Annotated in this window: 14 protein-coding genes, 1 tRNA gene and 1 pseudogene; 9 read left to right on the top strand and 7 right to left on the bottom strand. The window is 59.4% G+C overall.

Translation table 11 applies throughout. From position 1 onward, the window contains the following. Nucleotides 1-31 precede the first annotated feature (31 nt). Nucleotides 32-1,321 (bottom strand): isocitrate lyase, encoded by a 1,290-nt coding sequence (gene aceA / locus P6U16_RS06935; RefSeq protein ID WP_277703141.1) that lies wholly within the window; start codon nt 1,319-1,321, stop codon nt 32-34. 230 nt (nt 1,322-1,551) lie between these two features. Between aceA and P6U16_RS06930 the strand changes: the two genes are divergently transcribed. Further along, nucleotides 1,552-2,961: an XRE family transcriptional regulator gene (locus tag P6U16_RS06930; protein ID WP_277703140.1), complete on the top strand. Its 1,410-nt coding sequence runs from the start codon at nt 1,552-1,554 to the stop codon at nt 2,959-2,961. 3 nt (nt 2,962-2,964) lie between these two features. On the opposite strand, the gene P6U16_RS06925 is transcribed toward P6U16_RS06930, so the two are convergent. After that, nucleotides 2,965-3,918, bottom strand: a complete 954-nt coding sequence (locus P6U16_RS06925; RefSeq protein ID WP_277703139.1) for a fatty acid desaturase family protein — start codon at nt 3,916-3,918, stop codon at nt 2,965-2,967. Nucleotides 3,919-4,266: 348 nt separating this feature from the next. Between P6U16_RS06925 and P6U16_RS06920 the strand changes: the two genes are divergently transcribed. The 5 genes from P6U16_RS06920 (at nt 4,267) to P6U16_RS06900 (ending at nt 8,756) form a co-directional block, all read left to right on the top strand. Continuing rightward, nucleotides 4,267-5,361 carry a polyamine ABC transporter substrate-binding protein gene (locus P6U16_RS06920; protein ID WP_277703138.1) on the top strand — a complete coding sequence of 365 codons (1,095 nt, stop codon included), beginning with the start codon at nt 4,267-4,269 and terminating at the stop codon, nt 5,359-5,361. 93 nt (nt 5,362-5,454) lie between these two features. Beyond that, nucleotides 5,455-6,597 (top strand): ABC transporter ATP-binding protein, encoded by a 1,143-nt coding sequence (locus tag P6U16_RS06915; RefSeq protein ID WP_277703137.1) that lies wholly within the window; start codon nt 5,455-5,457, stop codon nt 6,595-6,597. Nucleotides 6,598-6,599: 2 nt separating this feature from the next. After that, nucleotides 6,600-7,511 carry an ABC transporter permease subunit gene (locus tag P6U16_RS06910; RefSeq protein WP_277703136.1) on the top strand — a complete coding sequence of 304 codons (912 nt, stop codon included), beginning with the start codon at nt 6,600-6,602 and terminating at the stop codon, nt 7,509-7,511. 1 nt (nt 7,512) lies between these two features. Further along, a complete protein-coding gene (locus P6U16_RS06905; protein ID WP_277703135.1) occupies nt 7,513-8,328 on the top strand; it encodes an ABC transporter permease subunit in 816 nt (271 codons plus the stop codon). 215 nt (nt 8,329-8,543) lie between these two features. Further along, nucleotides 8,544-8,756, top strand: a complete 213-nt coding sequence (locus P6U16_RS06900; RefSeq protein ID WP_277703134.1) for a hypothetical protein — start codon at nt 8,544-8,546, stop codon at nt 8,754-8,756. A 47-nt stretch (nt 8,757-8,803) separates the two neighbouring features. Here P6U16_RS06900 and P6U16_RS06895 read toward each other — a convergent pair whose 3' ends face one another. The 3 genes from P6U16_RS06895 to P6U16_RS06885 form a co-directional block, all read right to left on the bottom strand. Next, the gene (locus tag P6U16_RS06895) at nt 8,804-9,058 is read right to left on the bottom strand and encodes a DUF6460 domain-containing protein (protein ID WP_277703133.1); all 255 of its coding nucleotides are present in this window, start codon (nt 9,056-9,058) and stop codon (nt 8,804-8,806) included. A gap of 88 nt (nt 9,059-9,146) precedes the next feature. Beyond that, complete coding sequence (locus tag P6U16_RS06890; protein ID WP_277703132.1) at nt 9,147-10,115, bottom strand: AsmA-like C-terminal region-containing protein; 969 nt, start codon at nt 10,113-10,115, stop codon at nt 9,147-9,149. 111 nt (nt 10,116-10,226) lie between these two features. Continuing rightward, complete coding sequence (locus P6U16_RS06885) at nt 10,227-11,132, bottom strand: AsmA family protein (protein WP_277703131.1); 906 nt, start codon at nt 11,130-11,132, stop codon at nt 10,227-10,229. 33 nt (nt 11,133-11,165) lie between these two features. Here P6U16_RS06885 and P6U16_RS06880 point away from each other — a divergent pair. After that, nucleotides 11,166-13,117 (top strand): annotated as a pseudogene (locus P6U16_RS06880) (acetoacetate--CoA ligase). Between the two features lie 268 nt (nt 13,118-13,385). On the opposite strand, the gene P6U16_RS06875 reads toward P6U16_RS06880, so the two are convergent. Together P6U16_RS06875 and P6U16_RS06870 are read right to left on the bottom strand one after the other, a co-directional pair. After that, a complete protein-coding gene (locus P6U16_RS06875; protein ID WP_277703778.1) occupies nt 13,386-15,002 on the bottom strand; it encodes an iron ABC transporter permease in 1,617 nt (538 codons plus the stop codon). 166 nt (nt 15,003-15,168) lie between these two features. Continuing rightward, the gene (locus tag P6U16_RS06870) at nt 15,169-19,275 is read right to left on the bottom strand and encodes a PAS domain S-box protein (RefSeq protein ID WP_277703130.1); all 4,107 of its coding nucleotides are present in this window, start codon (nt 19,273-19,275) and stop codon (nt 15,169-15,171) included. Nucleotides 19,276-19,524: 249 nt separating this feature from the next. Here P6U16_RS06870 and P6U16_RS06865 point away from each other — a divergent pair, with 249 nt between their 5' ends. Next, a complete protein-coding gene (locus P6U16_RS06865) occupies nt 19,525-19,974 on the top strand; it encodes a phasin (RefSeq protein ID WP_277703129.1) in 450 nt (149 codons plus the stop codon). Between the two features lie 210 nt (nt 19,975-20,184). Then, a tRNA-His gene (locus P6U16_RS06860) sits at nt 20,185-20,261 on the top strand. The last annotated feature ends 102 nt before the right edge of the window (nt 20,262-20,363 follow it).

Below are 20,363 nucleotides of genomic sequence, written 5' to 3'. Positions count from 1 at the left end.
CCTTGTGGGAAGGGTTGGGGAGGGAAGTTCGTCACTCCGCCGCTGGGCGGAACTGGTCGTGCTCGGTGGATTCTTTCATGGCCGTCGTCGACGACTTGCCGCCGGAGATGGCCATCGACACGGCGTCGAAATAGCCGGTGCCGACTTCGCGCTGGTGCTTGGTGGCGGTGTAGCCGTTGACCTCGGCTGCGAATTCCGCTTCCTGAAGCTCCGAATAGGCGGCCATCTGCCGATCCTTGTAGCCGCGGGCAAGCTCGAACATGCCGTAGTTCAGCTGATGGAAGCCGGCCAGCGTGATGAACTGGAACTTGTAGCCCATCTTGCCGAGTTCGCGCTGGTACATGGCGATCGTCGCGTCATCGAGGTTCTTCTTCCAGTTGAACGACGGCGAGCAGTTGTAGGCAAGCTTCTTGCCGGGATGCACCTTGTGCACGGCTTCGGCGAATTTCTTCGCCTGGCCGAGATCCGGCTTGGATGTTTCCATCCAGATCATGTCGCAATAGGGTGCATAGGCAATGGCGCGGGCGATGCACGGCTCGATGCCGTTCTTGACCTGATAGAAGCCTTCGACCGTGCGGCCGGCATCGTAATCGACGAAAGGCTGGTCGCGCTCGTCGATGTCTGATGTCAGAAGCTTTGCGGCTTCGGCATCGGTGCGGGCGATGATCAGCGTCGGCGTGCCCATGACGTCGGCTGCAAGGCGTGCTGCCGTCAGGTTGCGGATATGGGCGGCCGTCGGGATCAGAACCTTGCCGCCGAGATGGCCGCACTTCTTTTCCGATGCCAGCTGGTCTTCATAGTGAACGCCGGCGGCACCCGCCTCGATGAAGGCCTTCATAATCTCGAAAGCGTTCAGTGGTCCGCCGAAACCGGCTTCGGCATCGGCAACGATCGGTGCAAACCAGGTATCGACGGAAAGGCCGTTGCCTTCGGACGTTTCGATCTGGTCGGCGCGCTGCAGTGTCTTGTTGATGCGCTTGGCAAGCTCAGGGGCCGCATTGGCCGGATAGAGCGACTGGTCCGGATACATGGACGATGCCGTGTTGGCATCGGCCGCAACCTGCCAGCCGGAAAGGTAGATCGCCTTCAGGCCGGCGCGAACCATCTGCATGGCCTGGTTGCCGGACAGCGCGCCCAGCGCATTGACGAAATCTTCCTCGTGGATCAGCTGCCACAGACGGTTGGCGCCGCGTTCTGCCAGCGTGTGGCTGATCTGGACCGAACCGCGCAGGCGCTTGACGTCATCAGCCGTGTAGGGGCGCTCGATACCGTCGAAACGGCCCTGCGGTGCGCTTGATATGAGATTGTAAAATTCAGTCATGTTATTCTCCGTAAAATTAAATGCCGCGCTTAGACTTTCGTTTAAGGTGCGTTTGATGTGTTGTTTGATGTGACAAGATTTACACTGCAGAGCAAAATATCGCCAGATGAAACGAGAAAATACACTCTATAAAGAGGTTATGGTGTCTTGATTTTGACAGAGCGTGCTTGTAATTTTGTAAATACTGTAAATTAAATATCTGCGGTTGATGCTGTAAAGGATGTGACAGGATGGCTGAAACCAAGATTTTTGCGGGGCCGCGTGTGCGGCGTGTGCGCAATGGTTTGGCGCTGACGCAGACGGCGATGGCCGAGGCCCTCGGCATCTCACCGTCCTATCTCAACCTCATCGAGCGCAACCAGCGGCCGCTGACCGTCCAGCTGCTTTTGAAGCTGGCCTCCGTCTACAAGGTCGATCTGGACGAGTTGCAGGGCGAAACTTCAGGAAGTGCCGCGCAATTGCGCGAGGTGTTTGCCGATCCGCTGCTTGCCGGCGAACTGCCGGGCGACCAGGAATTGATCGAGGTGGCGGAAGCCGCCCCGAATGCGGCGAGCGGCATCCTCAAGCTCTACCGGGCTTATCGCGAACAGTCGCTGCGGCTGAAGGATCTGACGGGACTGCTGTCACAGGAAGGCCATGCCGCGGCCCTGTCCGAAACGCGCCTGCCGATCGACGAGGTTCGCGACGTGTTCGAGACCCGGCCCGCCTATTTCCACTGTATCGACGCGGCGGCCGAAGCGTTTCATGCCCGGCTTGCGCCGGCGGATGATCTGGTGGCCGCGCTGAAGGACTGGCTGCGCCGGGAGCAGGGGCTTGCCGTCCGCACCTTGCCGATCCACGCCATGCCGAACCTGCGCCGCCGCTACGACCGTCACTCGATGCGGTTGTTCCTGTCCGAGCGGCTGTCACCGGATGAGCAATTGCGTGAAATCGCCATGGAGGCCTCGGCGCTGGCGTTTCCGGATGTTTTCACGGAGACGCTGGACGGCATGTCCTTGTCGAGCGGCGAGGCGCGGCGCATCGCCCGTTTCGAGCTGGCGCGCTATGCCGCCCATGCGCTGATGATGCCCTATGTCGCCTTCCACACGACGGCCGTGCGGGCGCGCTATGATCTGGATCTGCTCAGGGCGCGTTTCCGGGTTTCATTTGAACAGGTGGCATGTCGGCTGACGACATTGCAGCGTCCGGATGCCATGGGCATTCCCTTCTTCCTGATGGAAATCGACAATGCCGGCCATCGGCTGCGCCGAGGCGGTGCGCAGGGGTTTCCGCGGGCGCGCTTCGGCGGCCACTGTCCGAAGCTCGCAATCCATTCAGCCTTCACGCAGCCGGGGCAGGTTCTGGTCGACAGGGTCGAAATTCTCGGCGGAGCGACCTTCCTGACGGTCGCGCGGACGCTGGAGGGGCCGCAGGCCGGTTTTCAGGAGCGCGTGCGTCGTACCGCCCTGCTACTCGGCTGCGATGTCGCCCATGCCGGCGAGACGGTCTATGGCGATGCGGCACTGCCACCGGTTCTCGCCGGTACCGCCTGCCGCCTCTGCGAGCGGCAGGGCTGTCTTTCAAGGGCGGAGCCGCCCGTCACACGGCCGCTGGGGCTCGACGAAATGGTAACGGGCCTCAGCGCTTTCGATTTCCAGTAGCGCTCAATAGCTGACGGGGTGGTGGCTCGGCAGAAGCGGCGCGCTGGGGGCGAAGCATTCCGAGGCAAGTCCGGTGGTGTAGCCGCGCGTGATATGCGCCCGCTCGGCGTAATTGCCGTTGCGCATGAGCACGGCATGCAGTTCCGGTAGATTGTAGTAGGGCACGCCCGGATAGAGATGGTGTTCGAGGTGGTAGTTGATGTTGTGGGGCGCGAAGAACAGCTTCTCCCAGGCATGCGGATAGACGGTGCGTGAACTGCCGAGTTCGTCGGAATAGTCCATGCTGCCGAAATGCTCGGCAACGCTGCGGACATAAAGGAAAAGGCAGAAGAAAGTGAAGAACGGCACAAGCCAGTAGGCGGCGAAGTCCGTCCACAGGCCGAAAACCGTGAAGATGATCGAAGCGAAGACGTAGAAGCCGATGCGCAGGAGTTTGTAGGTGCGGGTTGAGCGGTCGTTCTTGCCGATGCGCTTGGACATGTGGAGAATATCACGGATCGAATTGATCGCCACGAGATAGCCGAGCAGCTGGATGATGCCGTGCATCAGCTTCTGTGGGAACGTAAACTGCGCCATGCCGAGCTTTGCCGCCCAGTCCGGATCGTCGTCGGTATTGGTGTGCTGGTGGTGGGCGAGGTGGTTCTGCCGGTAGCCGTCGACCGTCGCCATGATCGGCCAGGCGAGCAGAAGGTCGCTCATCCAGTCGCTCGCCTTGCGGTTCTTGATGATCCGGTAATGAGCCGCCTCGTGCATCAGGCAGCCGAAGGCGTGCATCCGGCCGGCAATCACGAGCACGGCCGCGATGTAGGCGAGCGGATGTTGCAGATATTTGCTAGCCGCAATTGCGGCGGCGATGATCGCCCAGTCCGCGAAGATCGCCAGAAGCGTCCGGTGGGGCTGAAGGACGGAGAGCCGTTTCAACTCCCGCGGGTCAATCCGCTGCGACTTCACACTCATGATGCTCAACCCCGTAACGCCGAAACTAGAAGCTCCAAAATCGCAGCTCGGACAGGGTTAATCAATCATTAATCCGGTTGCGCCCGCACGAACTGCGCATATGGTTAAAATGCGCCCCATTTTGTCCGAGGCGTATTGTCTTGCTCAAAGGGTACTGAAAAGTTTGCCTATTTCCCATTTGCCTGAATTTTTTGCATGGCTCGAACTTGCCTTGCAAGCTTGCGTAAAAGCGCTTGTGGTTGTTTGAAAACATGCCTAACTTCCAATTTGAACAATCAAGAGAGACGGGTCATGGAGGAGGCCGGCGGTGCGCCGCGGTCTCATCCGGGCCGATAAAAGGGGAAGTTTATGTCGAAAAAGATTGTCACAACCCTGTCCGCCCTGCTGGTTGCCGGGTCGGCGACTTTTGCGGCGGCACAGGAGAAGGTCGTCAACGTCTACAACTGGTCGGACTATATCGACGCCAGCATTCTGGAAGATTTCACCAAGGAAACCGGCATCAAGGTCGTCTATGACGTCTTCGATTCCAACGAAATCCTCGAAACCAAGCTTCTCGCTGGCTCAAGCGGCTACGATGTCGTGGTGCCGACGGCCGACTTCCTCCAGCGACAGATCCAGGCCGGCGCCTTCCAGAAGCTCGACAAATCGAAGCTGCCGAATATTTCCAACATGTGGGACATGGTGATGACACGCACCGCCCAGTATGATCCGGGCAACGAATACGGCCTCGATTATATGTGGGGCACGACCGGTATCGGCTACAATGTCGAAAAGACCAAGGCGATCCTCGGCAGCGCTGACGCGCCGACCTGGGACGTGATATTCAAGCCGGAAATCGCTGCCAAGTTCAAGGATTGCGGCATCTATCTGCTCGATTCCCCGACCGATATCGTGCCGACCGCACTGCTCTATCTTGGGCTCGACCCCAACAGTCACAATCCCGACGACCTGAAGAAGGCCGAGGAACTGTTGCTGACGGTGCGTCCGAACATCCGCAAGTTCCATTCCTCGGAATATATCAACGCGCTGGCCAATGGCGATATTTGCCTCGCCGTCGGCTGGTCGGGTGACGTGCTTCAGGCCCGCGACCGTGCCGCCGAAGCCAAGGCCGGTGTCGAGGTCGGCTATGTCGTTCCCGCCCAGGGCGCGAAGATGTGGTTCGACATGATGGCCATTCCGGGTGATGCGCCGCATGTCGAGGAGGCCCACGCCTTCCTCAATTACCTGATGAAGCCGGAAGTCATCGCAAAGGCCAGCGACTACGTCTTCTATGCGAACGGCAACAAGGCTTCGCAGGCCTTCGTCAGTAAGGAGGTCCTCGATGATCCGGCGATCTATCCGAAAGACGATGTGCTCGCCAAGCTCTTCTCCTTCTTGCCGTACGATCCGAAAACGCAGCGCGTCGTGACGCGGTTGTGGACCAAGGTCGTTACTGGCCAATAACTCAAGAAGTGAATTGCCCGGACCTTGAAAATCCGGGCAATTTCTTTCTGTGGGTGCCGGGGGCACCCTGTCTTTGTCATTCGGGGATCAGTGATGAAATCACTCGGCAGTATCAGGCGTTCCTTTGCTCCATGGTCGGACCCCGCGTCCAAGCCGTTCATCTCATTCAGGAACGTCACCAAAAAATTCGGTGATTTCGTTGCCGTCGACAATTTGTCGCTCGATATCTTCCCGCGCGAATTCTTCGCGCTTCTGGGGGCGTCGGGCTGCGGAAAATCGACGCTTCTGCGCATGCTCGCCGGCTTCGAACAGCCGACATCGGGCGAAATCATTCTCGACGGACAAAGCCTTGCCGGCACTCCGCCCTACCGCCGGCCGGTCAACATGATGTTCCAGTCCTATGCGCTGTTTCCGCATATGACGGTCGAGAACAATATCGCCTTCGGTCTCAAACAGGATGGCATGCCGAAGACCGAGATCGCTGAACGCGTCGACCAGATGCTGAAGCTGGTGAAGCTCGACAAGTTCGCCAAGCGCAAGCCGCACCAACTCTCCGGCGGACAGCGTCAGCGCGTGGCGCTTGCCCGCTCGTTGGCCAAGCGCCCGAAGGTGCTATTGCTGGACGAACCGCTCGGCGCGCTTGACAAGAAATTGCGCGAGGAAACGCAATTCGAGTTGATGGATCTGCAGCAGGAACTGGGCCTGACTTTCGTCGTCGTCACGCACGACCAGGAAGAGGCGATGACCATGGCCGATCGTATCGCCGTGATGGCCCATGGCAAAGTCATCCAGGTGGCGACCCCGCCGGAGATCTACGAGGCGCCGAACTCGCGTTTTGTTGCGGACTTTATTGGCGACGTGAATATTTTTGACGGCACGGTATCCGCGGCGGGCGGCGGTTATGTTGAACTGACCACCGACGGCGGTCTTTCAATTCGCGTGGCGTCGCCGGAAACACCGTCGGTCGGTGCCAAGGCCGGCTTTGCTGTTCGCCCGGAGAAGATCAGGGTCGGCAACGCCCGGCCTGCCTGCGCACCGCTCAACGCCGCTGAGGGCGTGATCTGGGACATCGGCTATCTCGGCGATATGACGGTTTTCCATGTGAAGCTGAAGGACGGTCGCGTGGTCAAGGCCTCGTCGCTGAACGCCGTGCGCGCCGTCGAAGACCCGCTCGGTTACGATCAGGAAGTCTGGATCTGGTTCGATGAAAATGCCGGCGTCGTGCTGAGGGATTGACCATGACAAAATTCGGATCGGCAGTGTTCAACCGGCTCGTGATCATCATTCCCTATGCCTGGTTGATGTTCTTCTTCCTCATCCCGTTCTTCATCGTCTTTCGCATTTCGCTGTCCCAGACGGCGGTTGCCATGCCTCCCTATCTACCGGTCTTCGATCTCGCCGATGGACTTTCCGGCATTTTTTCCGGTATCCGCGAATTTTCGATCGACAACTATCTCTGGCTGACCCAGGACGCGCTCTACATCAATGCCTATGGCGCCAGCCTCTGGATCGCCGGCGTCTCCACGCTGTGCACGCTCCTGATCGCCTATCCGATCGCCTACGGCATGGCGCAGGCCCCCAGCAATCTCCGGGCGACGCTATTGATGTTGGTGATCCTGCCGTTCTGGACGAGCTTCCTTATTCGCGTTTACGCCTGGATCGCCATCCTCAAGCCGGAAGGCCTGCTCAATCAGTTTCTGCTCGGCATCGGGGTGATCGATCAACCATTGATCATCCTCAACACCAACTGGGCGATCTATATCGGCATCGTCTATTCCTACCTGCCATTCATGGTTCTGCCGATCTACTCCGCGCTGGAAAAGATGGATCACAGTCTGAACGAAGCCGCACAGGATCTCGGCTGCACGCCGATTTCCGCCTTCTGGCAGGTCACGTTCCGGCTGTCGTTGCCCGGCGTGATCGCCGGCTGCATGCTGGTCTTCATCCCCGCCGTCGGCGAATTCGTCATTCCCGACCTGCTCGGCGGATCCGAAACGCTGATGATCGGTAAGACGTTGTGGAACGAGTTCAACGCCAACCGGGACTGGCCGGTCTCGGCGGCCGTGGCGACGATCCTGCTGCTCATCCTGGTGGTGCCGATCATGTTTTTCCAGCAGGCGCAGGCCAAGGCCGACGGGGAGGGCAGATAACATGCAACGCTGGTCCCGCTTCAACATCGTCTCACTGATCTTCGGCTTTGCCTTTCTGTATTTGCCGATCGTGCTTCTCGTGATCTTTTCGTTCAACGAATCCAAGCTCGTCACCGTCTGGGCTGGTTTCTCAACGAAATGGTACGTGCAACTCTTCCAGAACCAGGCGCTTCTTGACGCCGCCTGGGTGACGATCCGGGTGGCGCTTGTGTCTGCCACCTGCGCGACCGTGCTTGGAACACTCGCCGCGCTTGCCTTGACGCGCTACACACGCTTTCGCGGACGCATGCTGTTTTCCGGCATGGTCTTTGCCCCGCTCGTCATGCCCGAGGTCATCACCGGCCTTTCCCTGCTCTTGCTCTTCGTTGCTCTCGGCTTTGATCGTGGCTTCTGGACGTTGACCTTGGCTCACATCACCTTCACCATGTGCTTTGTGGCTGTCGTCGTGCAGTCGCGGCTGCTCAGCTTCGACCGCTCGGTCGAGGAAGCGGCGATGGATCTGGGGGCAACGCCGGTCACCACCTTCATGAAGATCACACTGCCGATCATTGCGCCGGCCGTCTTTTCCGGCTGGGTCCTGGCTTTTACCCTGTCACTGGATGATCTCGTTATTTCCAGCTTCACCTCCGGGCCGGGAGCGACGACGCTGCCGATGAAAATCTATAGCCAAGTGCGCCTCGGCGTGACGCCCGAAATCAACGCGGTCTGCACCATCCTGATCGGCATCGTTGCCATTGGCGTCATCATCGCGTCGGTCGTCTCTCGTCAACGCGAGACGCAGCGCGTCAAGGACGAACAAGCGGCGTTCGGGCACTAGCGCAGGCGTCATGCGAAGGGCCGATCTGCTAAAGTTGTCTTGCGTTTTGCTATATGCGGGCGTGCGGGCTTTGATTGTGACATGATTTGAACAGTTTCCGGACGTCTAAAGAAGCCGGGAGCCGCGCAAAGGCCGGCTCCCCTTTGAGTCCAACGTCCTCACGGTGCTTCAGTGGCGGACAAGAGGGCTGGGGGTATTTTGATGGAGGCGGTGGAATGAGCAAATGGCGCAATGAACCCATGCTGCCGCATCATGTCGATCTCTGTCAGCGCGTCTTCGACAGAGCGCGCGCGGCAAGGAAAATATCTGCCCAAAGCGATGCCAACGACCCGGTCGCTGCCTTGGTCCTGACGCTGTACAGGCACGGTGTTCACGATGAGGAAGAGCTGCTGAAGCGTGTCCTCAAGGCACTGGACGAAGATTCGTGAGGTCTTTGGCCCGAGCCGCTTGTCCGCCAAATCTCTGAAGGCGGCGGTCAGTCGCGCTCGCGTTCCCGCGGCGGTATGAAAACGTAGGTGAGAAACCACAGCGGCAGCACGATCATCGATCCCAGAAGCATGTTTGGCACCGCCCAATTCGTGGCCCGCAGCACATACCCCCAGACCGCTTCCGGCGTCATGCCGATCTGCTCCAGGATTTGCGCAGACGAGATGTTGAACAGCGAAAGCCCGGCGCCTGCCAGCAGTGACGCAAGCGCAATCTTGAATACGGCGGCCAGAAAACGCAGCACGGCACATCTCCCGCGGGCTGATTCGATGGTTTATTTTAGAGGTTTATCAGGCGATGCGCATAAGGCTTTCGGTGGCGATCCACCGTCTTCAAGGCTGTATCAGCGCGGAAATCGGTGAAATCACCGCGTTTGGCCAGGAGCCGCCGACGAAAAAGCGCAGGGGCATCGTGCTCGACTGCGGATCCGCCGGTTTCGACGCGCCGGCAAGGGCGAGACTGCCGCTTCGATAGAGAATGCGGCCCGACAGCGAGAGCATCTTGTCCTGGCCGGCAATGTCTGCGCGCGTCAGCTCGGCAACCCCATCCTTGAGGGTCGCCTCTATGTCGGCACTCGAAAATGAATAGGCGCCCGCTGAAACGTCGGAGAGGTTGAAGAATGCGTCCTTAGCCACCAGTGTTTCGAAGCTTGCTTCGTTAAAATTCACTAGCGTCCCGTCATCGACCGCCAGCCTGATGCGACCGGACAGATCGCCAAGGGTCATGGCCCACATCGGCTTATCGGTCGAAAGCTCGAGGCTGAGATCGCTTTGGCCGATCGGCAAAGGACCTTGCAGGCCGAGTTGGCTGGCAATTGGTCCCAGATCGGCGCCCTTGAGCGACAGTGCCAACTGGCCGCCGCCATTGATCCATTGCTCGGATATGGCGATGCGACCGCTAAGTGAGCCTCCGGCATAGGCGCTGTCGCCGATATCGAAGGATGCCCGCCCATCCCGCACCATGACGCCGGCCGCAAGATCCGTCAGCACTACAGGTCCAAGGTTTGCCTGCTGGGCTGAAAGCCGCAGATCGAGACGCAGCCATTCCAGAAAGTTGGTATCGACTGCTCTCGCTATTCCGCCGGATGCGACCGGTTTCGGTGACAGGGCCAGAAACAAACTGTTGAGATCAAGCCGGTCGAAGGCCAGAGTTCCGCCGAAGCGGGGAAGCTGGTCCACGGGAAGGGCGATATCGAGCACGCCGGTCGCAGTTGCACTGTCGATCGTCAGGGCGAGATTGTCGAGCTTCACTGCCTGACTTCCAATCGTCACTGCAGCGTCGAGATTAACCGCCCCAAGCATGGAATTTTCGCTGAGATCGATACCGTACCAGCGAAGAAGGGCGGCAATCGAGGGAGCAGAAACGGAAGATTGCCCGGAAAAAAGGCGTTTGACGATAGGCTGCCAGTGCCATCAAAAGCCAAATTCAAAGGCGCGGAAAAAATGTCGTGTCAACCGCCGTGCTCCGCCCCGATAAGAACGACAGGGGGTCGTCACAGGCGAAGGTCCAGTTGACGACTTCCCCTTGACCATGGCAGAGAGGTCGATACGGACTTGCTCCGACGGCGTTGGCCAGGTCACCATGCCGCTTATATTCGCGATGCGCCGGACGCTACCGCTCATATTGTCGATGATGTCCAGGGCGCCGTTTTCGATCGCGATGTCGCCGATCGGTACTTCACGCGTAAGCACCGGTGCATGGTCTGGCTTGCTGCGCATAGCATCGGCCATCCACCCCGCTCGGCGCCAGTTCAGTGCGTCATCCTTCAGCCGCTCGATGCGGAAAACCGGTGCGAGCAGACGGAAATCGTAAAACACCGGAATGCCGCGCAAGGCGGCCAACACATCGAAGTCAGCGGTGATCGCATCGGCTCTTGCCATGAGCTGCGGATTGGCGCCGTCCGAAACGATCGTGACATCATGCAAGGTCAATTGCGGACGCGGCCAGAAACTGATCGTCGGGTCACCGCTGATGCTCGCGCGGCCGCCGGTCCAGGAGGAGAGCGCATTCTCCATGTTCGTCTTGACGCTCGCCGTCGAAACGAACTGAGGCAGGGCCACCTTGAAAAGCACCAGGAAAACAATGGCTGACAACAGAGCCAGCCGGAAGAGGGTGGAGCGCAGCAACCTGCGCAAGCCGGCTATCGTTATCCTGTTCTTGGCAAGGTTTCTCATTGATGTCCGACGGATTGTTGCGACCGCAGCCGACCCCGGCCTCTGGATAGTCTCATGACCGAAAGAAATCAAATGGCAGGAAGGGAAATGTCGCCGCAGTGACGTTGCTGACGGGGCCAAGCTATTTATCTTGCGGCGCAGCATGATATACACTCAGGCATTGGAGTGGAGGACAGCATGCAGTCAGATCGGCCTTTGTGGATACCGTCGGAAAGCTTCATCGCGCAGACACCGATGCGTGCTTTCATGACCTGGTGCGAGACGCGATTTTCGCGGGAGTTTGCCGATTATGACGCTTTCCATGCGTGGTCGGTTGCCGAGCGCGGCGATTTCTGGACGGCGGTCTGGGAGCATTGCGGCGTGGTCGGCAATCGCGGTGATCGCGCACTGGTCCACGGCGACATCATGCTCGACGCCCGGTTCTTTCCCGACGCGACCTTGAATTTTGCCGAAAATCTCCTGGTAAAGACCGGTAGCGACGATGCGATGGTCTTTCGCGGCGAGGACAAGGCCAGTTCGCGCATGTCATGGGACGATCTGCATGCCCTGGTTTCGCGGGCGCAGCAGGCACTTATGGCCATGGGCATCACAAAAGGCGACCGGGTGGCGGCGATGATGCCGAACATGCCGGAAACCATCGCGCTGATGCTGGCGGTGACGTCGATCGGGGCAATCTGGTCGTCCTGTTCTCCGGATTTCGGCGAGCAGGGCGTGCTTGACCGCTTCGGTCAGATCGAACCCAAGCTCTTCATCGCCTGCGACGGCTACTGGTATGGCGGCAAGCTGCAGGATGTCTCCGTCAAGGTGCAGGCTGTGACGCGAAAACTAGGAGTTCCGGCCCTGGTTATCCCCTATGCCGGCGATGCCTCTTCGCTTGCGCTCTCACTGGAGGACGGACGCACGCTTCCCGAGTTCGTCGCGCCCTTCGAGGCCAAAGCGATCGAGTATGTCCGCCTGCCGTTCTCGCATCCGCTCTATATCCTGTTTTCCTCCGGCACTACGGGCGTACCCAAGTGCATCGTGCATTCGGCCGGCGGCACCTTTTGCAGCACCTCAAGGAGCATCGGTTCCATTGCGGCCTGCGCGAAGGGGAAAAGCTCTTCTATTTTACCACCTGCGGCTGGATGATGTGGAACTGGCTGGTCTCGGGGCTGGCCGTCGGCGCGACGCTCTGCCTCTATGACGGTTCGCCGTTTCATCCCGATGGCAATGTCCTCTTTGACTATGCGCAGGCCGATCAGTTTGCGATCTTCGGAACGTCGGCGAAATACATCGATGCGGTGCGCAAGGGCGGCTTCACGCCGGTGAGCACCCACGATCTCGGCGCCTTGCGGCTGATGACATCGACCGGATCACCGCTTTCGCCGGAGGGCTTCTCCTTCGTCTACGAGGGCATCAAGCCGGACGTGCAACTGGCGTCGATTTCGGGCGGTACCGATATCGTATCGTGTTTCGTGCTCGGCAATCCGCTGAAGCCCGTCTGGCGCGGCGAGATCCAGGGGCCGGGTCTCGGTCTTGCCATGGATGTCTGGAACGACGAGGGCGAGCCTGTTCGTCGCGAAAAGGGTGAACTCGTCTGCACCAAGGCCTTTCCGTCCATGCCGGTGATGTTCTGGAACGATCCTGATGGCGCTAAGTATCGTGCGGCCTATTTCGAACGGTTCGACAATGTCTGGTGCCATGGCGATTTCGCTGAATGGACCGAGCATGATGGGATCGTCATTCATGGCCGCTCGGACGCAACACTCAATCCCGGTGGCGTGCGCATCGGCACGGCGGAGATCTATAACCAGGTCGAGCAGATGGAAGAGGTCGCCGAGGCGCTCTGCGTCGGACAGGACTGGGACGATGATGTTCGCGTCGTGCTGTTCGTGCGTTTGGCTTCTGGCTTCACCCTGACCGAAGCGCTGGAAAAAGCGATCAAGACCCGTATCCGCACGGGGGCTTCGCCGCGGCATGTGCCGGCAAAGATTGTTGCGGTAGCGGATATTCCGCGCACGAAGTCGGGTAAGATTGTCGAACTCGCCGTTCGCGATGTCGTCCATGGCCGGATCGTCAAGAACAAGGAGGCGCTCGCCAATCCGGAGGCGCTCGACCTTTATGCCGATCTGGCGCAATTGAAGACCTGAACCGGCGCGGTTAACCTTTTCAGGGCCGTGGAATTAACCAAGGCTTTCAGTTGAGAGCCGACAGGTAAAATTTGAGAGAATCGCGGCAAGGTTTTGTTAACGACTGGCGGCGCATGTTGATCCCAACTTGATGGCATCCAATGGAGTGGCTGCTTGCAGCAGAGATGCTGATACGGACATGATGTCTTTCCCCTGTCGAGCGTGTGTTAGCATTCAACTTATCGAGGCAGCCCAGAGCTGCCTCTTTTTTGCCGAATCTATGAATGCGTCAGCGCGGACGCTCCAGCGACCGCGACACAAGAATGACCGGGATCATGCCGGCAACTATGATGATGATTGCGGCGACCGAGGCATCCTCGACCTTCGCTCGCGAGGCATCTTCATAAACAAGTGTTGCCAGCGTATTGAAGTTGAACGGCCGCAGCATGATCGTTGCCGAAAGCTCCTTCATCGTTTCGATGAAAACCATCAGTGCCGCAGACAGAACGGCTGGGCGCATCATCGGCAAGAGAACGCTCTTCAACGTCTGGCCGCTTGTTCGGCCGAGCGTGCGCGCGGCCATGTCGAGATGGGGCGACAGCTTTTGGAAGCCGGCCTCGATCGATCCTTCCGCCATGGTGAGGAACCGAACCGAGCAGGTATAGATGATGGCAAAGCCTGTTCCCGACAGGAGAAGGCCTGTGGAGATGCCGATATGGGTACGCAGAAAGGCATCGATGCCGTTGTCGATACCGGCCAGTGGAAACAGGACGCCAATGGCAAGCACCGTGCCGGGAACGCCATAACCGAAGGCAGACAACCGCCCGGCAAGGCTGATGAAGCGGGACCGACTGGTCCGGGCGGCATAGGCAAGGATGAAAGCAAGGATGACGGTAATCACGGCGGCTGAACCGGAAACGAAAATGCTGTGCATCAGTGCCTTCAGGAGTCGCGGCTCGAGAAACTGGTCGAGACGCCTCAAGGCATAACCGCCAAGCACGATCAGCGGAACGGCAAAACCCAGCAGGACCGGCAGAAGGCATATGAGCGTCGCCGCCCATTTCTTCCAGCCGGCAAGACGCAGCCTAACGACATCATGAACACCAGCCGTCGTCTTCTGGCTTGCGAAACGCTGGCGCCGGCGTGCAGCGCGCTCGATCATCATCAGGATGACCACGAAGACCAGCATGATGCAGGCAATCTGGGCTGCGCCTGCAAGGCTGCCGCGGTTGAGCCAGGTGTCGAAGATCGAAAACGTCAGGGTCTGCACCCCGAGAAACTCGACGGCGCCTATATCGTTGAGGGTTTCCATGGCGACAAGCGTGATGCCGACCATGATCGCCGGGCGGGCCATCGGGATCTGGACCTTGAGAAACACCTTGAGCGGCCCTGCGCCAAGCGTGCGCGCCACATCGGCTGCGGCCCGGCCCTGCATCAGGAACATCGCCCGGCAGGCCAGATAAATATAGGGATAAAGCACCGATCCCAGCACCAGCACGGCCCCGCCCAGCGATCGCACATCCGGAAACCAATAGTCGCGGCTCGATTGAAAGCTGAAAACAGCCCGCACGGCGGATTGCAGAGGACCAGTATAAGTGAAGAGTTCGCCGAAGGCATAGGCAGAGAGATAGGCGGGAATGGCGAGCGGCAGCACGAGCGCTGCCGCAAGAAACCGCCTGAACGGAAAATCACAGCTTGCGACCAGCCAAGCGGTGACGATGCCGGTTATGCTGGTAACGATGCCGGTCAGTGCGATCAACAGCAGCGTTCGCCCCGTCGCGCGCGGTATCACATTGGCCATCAGATGCGGCCAGTCGCTGTCGCCGCCGGTTATGGCGAGCCAGGCGATGGCGAGAACCGGCAGCAGCACGACGATGCAGGTGAGCGCCGCCGCTGCGGCAAGCATCGGATGCGCACCACCGATACCGGCGAAAAGCCGCGATCGCTTCAGGGCAGGGGTATCAGCCGGCAAGGTCCATCTTTCCGCAGCGCGGGCATGACACCGCAAAAGGTCGAAAACGAGCGCGGGCAAACTGGTTTGCAACGCTCAACATTTCCTAGCCTACTCGCCGTTAATCCGCCAGCACGCGCTGCGACGGGAAGGAGATTTCCACCAGCGTTCCTTCATTGGGGGCCGAGTTGATCGAGAACTGCGCCCGATTGGCTTCCGCCATGGCCTTGGTCAGCGGCAGGCCGAGCCCGGTGCCGTCGCCGCGCTTGCGCACGCCGGTTGTCACCTGCCGGAACGGCTTCATCGCCTGTTCCAACTCGCTGCGCGTCATGCCAAGGCCGGTATCGCGAATGCGCAGGATGACGCTACCGTTTGCCTCGTAAGCGGTCGAGACGACGATCTGCCCGCCCGACGGCGTAAAGCGGATGGCGTTCGAGAGGATGTTCAGGGCCATCTGCTTGATAGACCGGCTGTCGGCAACAATATTTGGCACTGATCCGGAGAGCGATGTGCGGATGATCACCCGTTGGCTGTTCGCCTGCGGCTGCACGAGAGCGACGGCTTCGGCGACGGCATCGTTGATCTCGACGGCGGTAAACTCGAGATCCATCTCGCCGGCTTCGATCTTGGAAATATCGAGTAGATCGTTGACGATGTCGAGAACGTGTCGACCGGAGCGGCCTATGTCATTCGCATATTCGACATAACGCGGATTGCCGATAGCGCCGAAATGCTCGCTCGCCATCATGTCGGAAAAGCCGATGATGGCATTGAGCGGCGTGCGGATCTCGTGGCTGACGCGGGCGAGGAAGTCGGTCTTGTGGGCGTTGGCGGTTTCGGCCGCGCGCTTGGCATTGCGCAGTTCCTCCTCCGTCCGCTTCCACTGGGTAATGTCGCGGATGACGGCGCAGTAACCGTTCGAAGAGGCGAGCCTGCCCATGGTCATGAACAGAGGGATAAAGCCGCCGGATGCTTCGCGGCCGATCACCTCGCGGCCATCGTTGAGCACGCTGGCGACGCCGTGCCCTGAGAGGCCGGCCAGATAATCGAGCACGGCCTTCTGGCTCTCATGGGCAAACAGCATGGCAAAGGGCTTACCGCGGATTTCTGCGTCATCATAATTGAAGAGAGCGCTGGCCGAGCGGTTGAGCGAGCGGATTTCGCCATCGGCACCGATGATGGCGACGCCGTCGGTCGCGGTTTCCAGGATGGAGCGCAGTTCCTCCGCCTCCATCCGCAGCGTCGCGATGGTGTTCTGGTCTATGCTTTCCGCAACAGGTGCCGCTGCCATTTCCGTCTGGGCGTTCTCTGCCGGTTTTTCGTTTTGTGTTGCGGTCGATAGCGCCATTACCAGAGCGCTTTTTTCTTCCCAACGGATCGATTGCAGCCGTGCCTTGACGGGCACAAGGCGCCCGTCATTGCGGATCAGCATCATCGTGCCATCAGGCATGTCGAACAGGCCATCCTCTTCGGCAACGAAAAGCGCGTCGATGCCGCCTTCTTCGCGCAATTCGTCCAGCGAGGCAAAGCCGGTCAGGGCCAGGAATTCCGGATTGGCATGGAACAGTTCATCGCCGGCATGGACCAGCAGAGCGATAGGAAGGCTGTCCAGAAGATCCCGGTTCAGGCCGCCTGCGTCAATGCTGCTGCGGGTCGGCAAAGTGTCAACAATGGCTTTCGGCGCGTCCTCTTCGACATCCACGTCGCCGGCAATGTCCTCGTCAGCGATGGTGGCTTCGTTGCCTTCGGCCTCCGGCAAGACCTCACCGATCAACGCAACCGCGTTCTCGTCTGGTTGCTGTTCGATTGTTTCCGGCTGCAAGGCTGGTTCGAACGTTTCGTCCGGTTCGTCGGTTGCAGCAGGCGGTGGGCCGTCCTGCCGCTTCCCGAAGGTCTCACCGAGTTGCCGTGCAATCTCGCGGAAGGCCGCTTGTTCGCCGCGCGTCAGGCTTTCAATGCCTGGGCGATGATTGTCGAGCCGCACGACCTTGTCCGAGGTGCGCCGTCCCGGATTTTCGGCGATCTGCAGGGCCGGACGCTCGCCGCGGAATGGGTCCTCGAACGTGTCGTCGTTCTCGGACGCATCGTTGCTGTCGCCGGTCTGAATTTCATCGGCAGGCTCGGCAGGCAATTCATCGGTGTTGCGGTCCTTGTCTTCGGAGAGCGACGGGCTGTCCTCTGCGATGATTGCATCGTCCAACTGATTGTCCGTCACCTGCACATCGTCGAGGTCCGCTTGGTCCAACGACGGTTCGGTCGCAACGACGTGATCGTCTGCCTCGGCGGTAAGGGTTTCGATGACAGGCAGCGCAGCCATATCCGTCTGCGCGTCCGTGTTCTGTTCTTTCGGCTCTGCGATAGACTGGCCGAGGTTCAGACCGGTGCCGCGTGGGTCTACGATCGCGTCGGCGACCCGGACGATACCAAAGCCGCGGAAGCCGTCGAATTCGCGGGTGCGGGAATAGGTCGGCAGGGCGGCGAGATCGACCGGCACATGCAGGCCGGTACCCTCGACCGGCCAGAGAATGGTCTTGCCCGACCATGTGTCGCGGCGCTTCAAAAGCTCGCCGATCTTGCCGCCCGCATCGAAGTCAAAACGTTCTGCGACTTCACTGAAGGTCACGCCGGAAATATCCGCCGAGGCGGGGCCGACCGCCATTGCAAACTCATCGGAGATCTCCCGGAACCGCCCTTCTGAATCGATCTTCCAGACGAAACGCACGGCGCGGCTGTTAGGATTGAAGACGAAGCCAGCATGAACAGCTTCGGAAGTCTCGGCAGTTTCGGCTTCCGCCAGCGGCGCAAAGTCTTCGTCGTGACCCGCCACGACCTGTTCCCCCGCTGGCACCATTGCCTTTTGGTCAGCAAAAAGATTGTTTTCGTCCGCGTCCGCGTCCGCGTCCGCGTCGGTCGTCGTGGCCGGGCCTTGGCCACCCTCATCAATCGAGGCGATAGCGGTCATGCTCTCCGCAGCAACCGCCTTTGCATCTTCGTCGATGGTTCCATCGGATTCGATATCATCCGCGGCAATGTCTGTTTCCGCATCGAGACTCGCGTCGAAAGAGGGTGCAGCTTCGTCCGCTTCCGACGATTCCGCCCGGTCAAGCATCGCAACGACCGTTTCAAGGCTCGAACCGGTTTCATCCGCGTTTTGCTGATCCGGTTCGGCGGCCGTCACGATGGCGTCGCCAACAGCCTCAGAGCCCTCAGCGTCTTCAGCAGAAATATCAGCGTCCGTCCCGGATGTCGTCTCCGGCGTGGAAATCGCCTGTTCGTCCTGCACGGTCGCCGCGGTTTCTGTTTTCAGTTCTTCCGCCGGAGCTGCGATCTCGTTCGGTTCGATTTCCGTGCGTGTGTTCGATTCGCGTGAAGCTGCAGCGAATGCGTCGTCTTCGAAATTGACCGGCATTTCTACAAGCTCTGCCGCTGTTTCTGTCTCCTCGGATACGTCCGAGACGACACCAATGTCGTCAGCAATCGCAAGAGGTGTTGTGACATCGGATGCGACTGTCTCTTCGCTTGCCGCTTCCTCCTCGAAGTCCGTACCGGGGTCGAGATTGCCCAGAATGGTTTCGACCGCGAAGAGAAGATGCAGGGCAGGGGTATCCGAGAGTTTGCCGATGGCGGCCGGCAAATGCCCCTTGCCGGTGGGAACCGGACGTTTGACCAGCCAGTCGCTGTCTCTGGCAACGGCTGCGACCAGAGCCCGGCAGGTCTGCGGTGTCATGGCAAGGCTTTCGAAGCCGGGTGAGGCGGCAACGATGCCGCCATCGCCATCGAGAACGGCCATATGCGTGTCGGGGTCGTCGAAGCCCGAAATCATCGTGCGGGCAATCTCCGCCGGTGTCCGGGCCTTGAGTGTGCCGGGCGCAGTGAAGAGGATCGCGGTCTCGCCCGGATACACGCTGATCATCTCTACCAGCGCATTGACCGGCATGCGGCGAAAGCCGGCGCCGATGCGCATCACGAAGGTGCGGCTTTCGCCGACGCGTTGAAGCTGGCGGGCGGTCGCCTCCATCTGGCGAAAGGCCACGTCGCCGATATTGGCGCCGCTGTCTATGAAATCATAGATCGAGGGCGTGCCGAAAAGGGCAGCGCCTTCGCCGTTCGACCAAAGGACCTGGCGCATATCAGCCGAAAATAGGACCGCCGCATCGCCCCGCGCAAAGTGCCCACGCACCCGCTCATGCACGGCAATGTCGATAAAGGGGTACAATTTTGCGGACATGAACGGACCTGTTGGCAGAAACGTCACGAGGACGTGATTGTTAACGGTCTATTAATACCCGGCGCGTCCGCCAGGGTCCAGCACGCCGTAAGCTTGGCAACGGCCTTTCGTTTTGAAGGTTAATGTGCCGATTGCCCAAGATTTATATGCGGTGCACAAATATGTTGCAATGCACAATAATCTGGTGTATAAACCTATTCAACATCAACAGGGTGCCTCTGGAGAGGGCCCGAAACAGGAGCGCTGATCATGGCTACCAAGAAAACAGATGACGTATTTTCGATGACCTCTTTCGACCCGGCCAAGGTTACCGATAGCCTGCGCGAATTCGCCGAAAAGGGCGCCGTGCAGTCCAAGGAAGCCTATTCCAAGATGAAGACCGCCGCTGAAGACGCGACGAAGACCGTTGAAGCGACGCTGGAAAGCGCGCAGTCCGGCACGGTCGAACTCGGCCTCAAGGCGATCGACGCCCTGCGCACCAATGCTGAAAATTCGCTTTCGCACATGGAAGCGCTGCTCGGCGTCAAGTCGGTTTCCGAACTGTTCGAACTGCAGACCGCGTTCATTCGCAAGCAGGCCGAACTGGCCATGGAACAGGCCAAGGCCATGCAGGAAGCCACCAAGAAGGTTGCTGAAAGCGTCACCAAGCCAGGCAAGGACGCCGCCGAAAAGGCAATGTCCAGCTTCAAGAAGGTCTAATCAACCTTCTCAGCGCCTGATAATAGGCGCGAAGATCCTGATACGACGAACCGGGTGGGTGACCGCCCGGTTTTTTTACGGCTATATTTTTTAGAGCGTCTTCGCATATCCCGTTTTTTCACGGGAAGTCGCAAGATGGGACTTGCAAAAAAGACGGACTGCCCGTATTTGACGCGGAAAGCGGCCCTGTAGTTGAGGGCTCGTTATTGTGCGGTTGTAGCTCAGTTGGTTAGAGCGCAGGATTGTGGATCCTGAGGTCGGTGGTTCGAGACCACCCAACCGTACCAAATTTCCTCAATGATATGATTGACGCTTTCCAGAACATTTTCCGGCACAAGCCTGTAGCCATATCTTGGACTGCTCCGTAAACCTTGTGTTTACCTCGTTCT

Source organism: Rhizobium sp. 32-5/1 (assembly GCF_029537235.1).
GTDB lineage: Bacteria > Pseudomonadota > Alphaproteobacteria > Rhizobiales > Rhizobiaceae > Pararhizobium.
The sequence above is the reverse complement of the archived record's forward strand: the minus strand, read 5'-3'. Positions and strand labels throughout refer to the sequence as shown.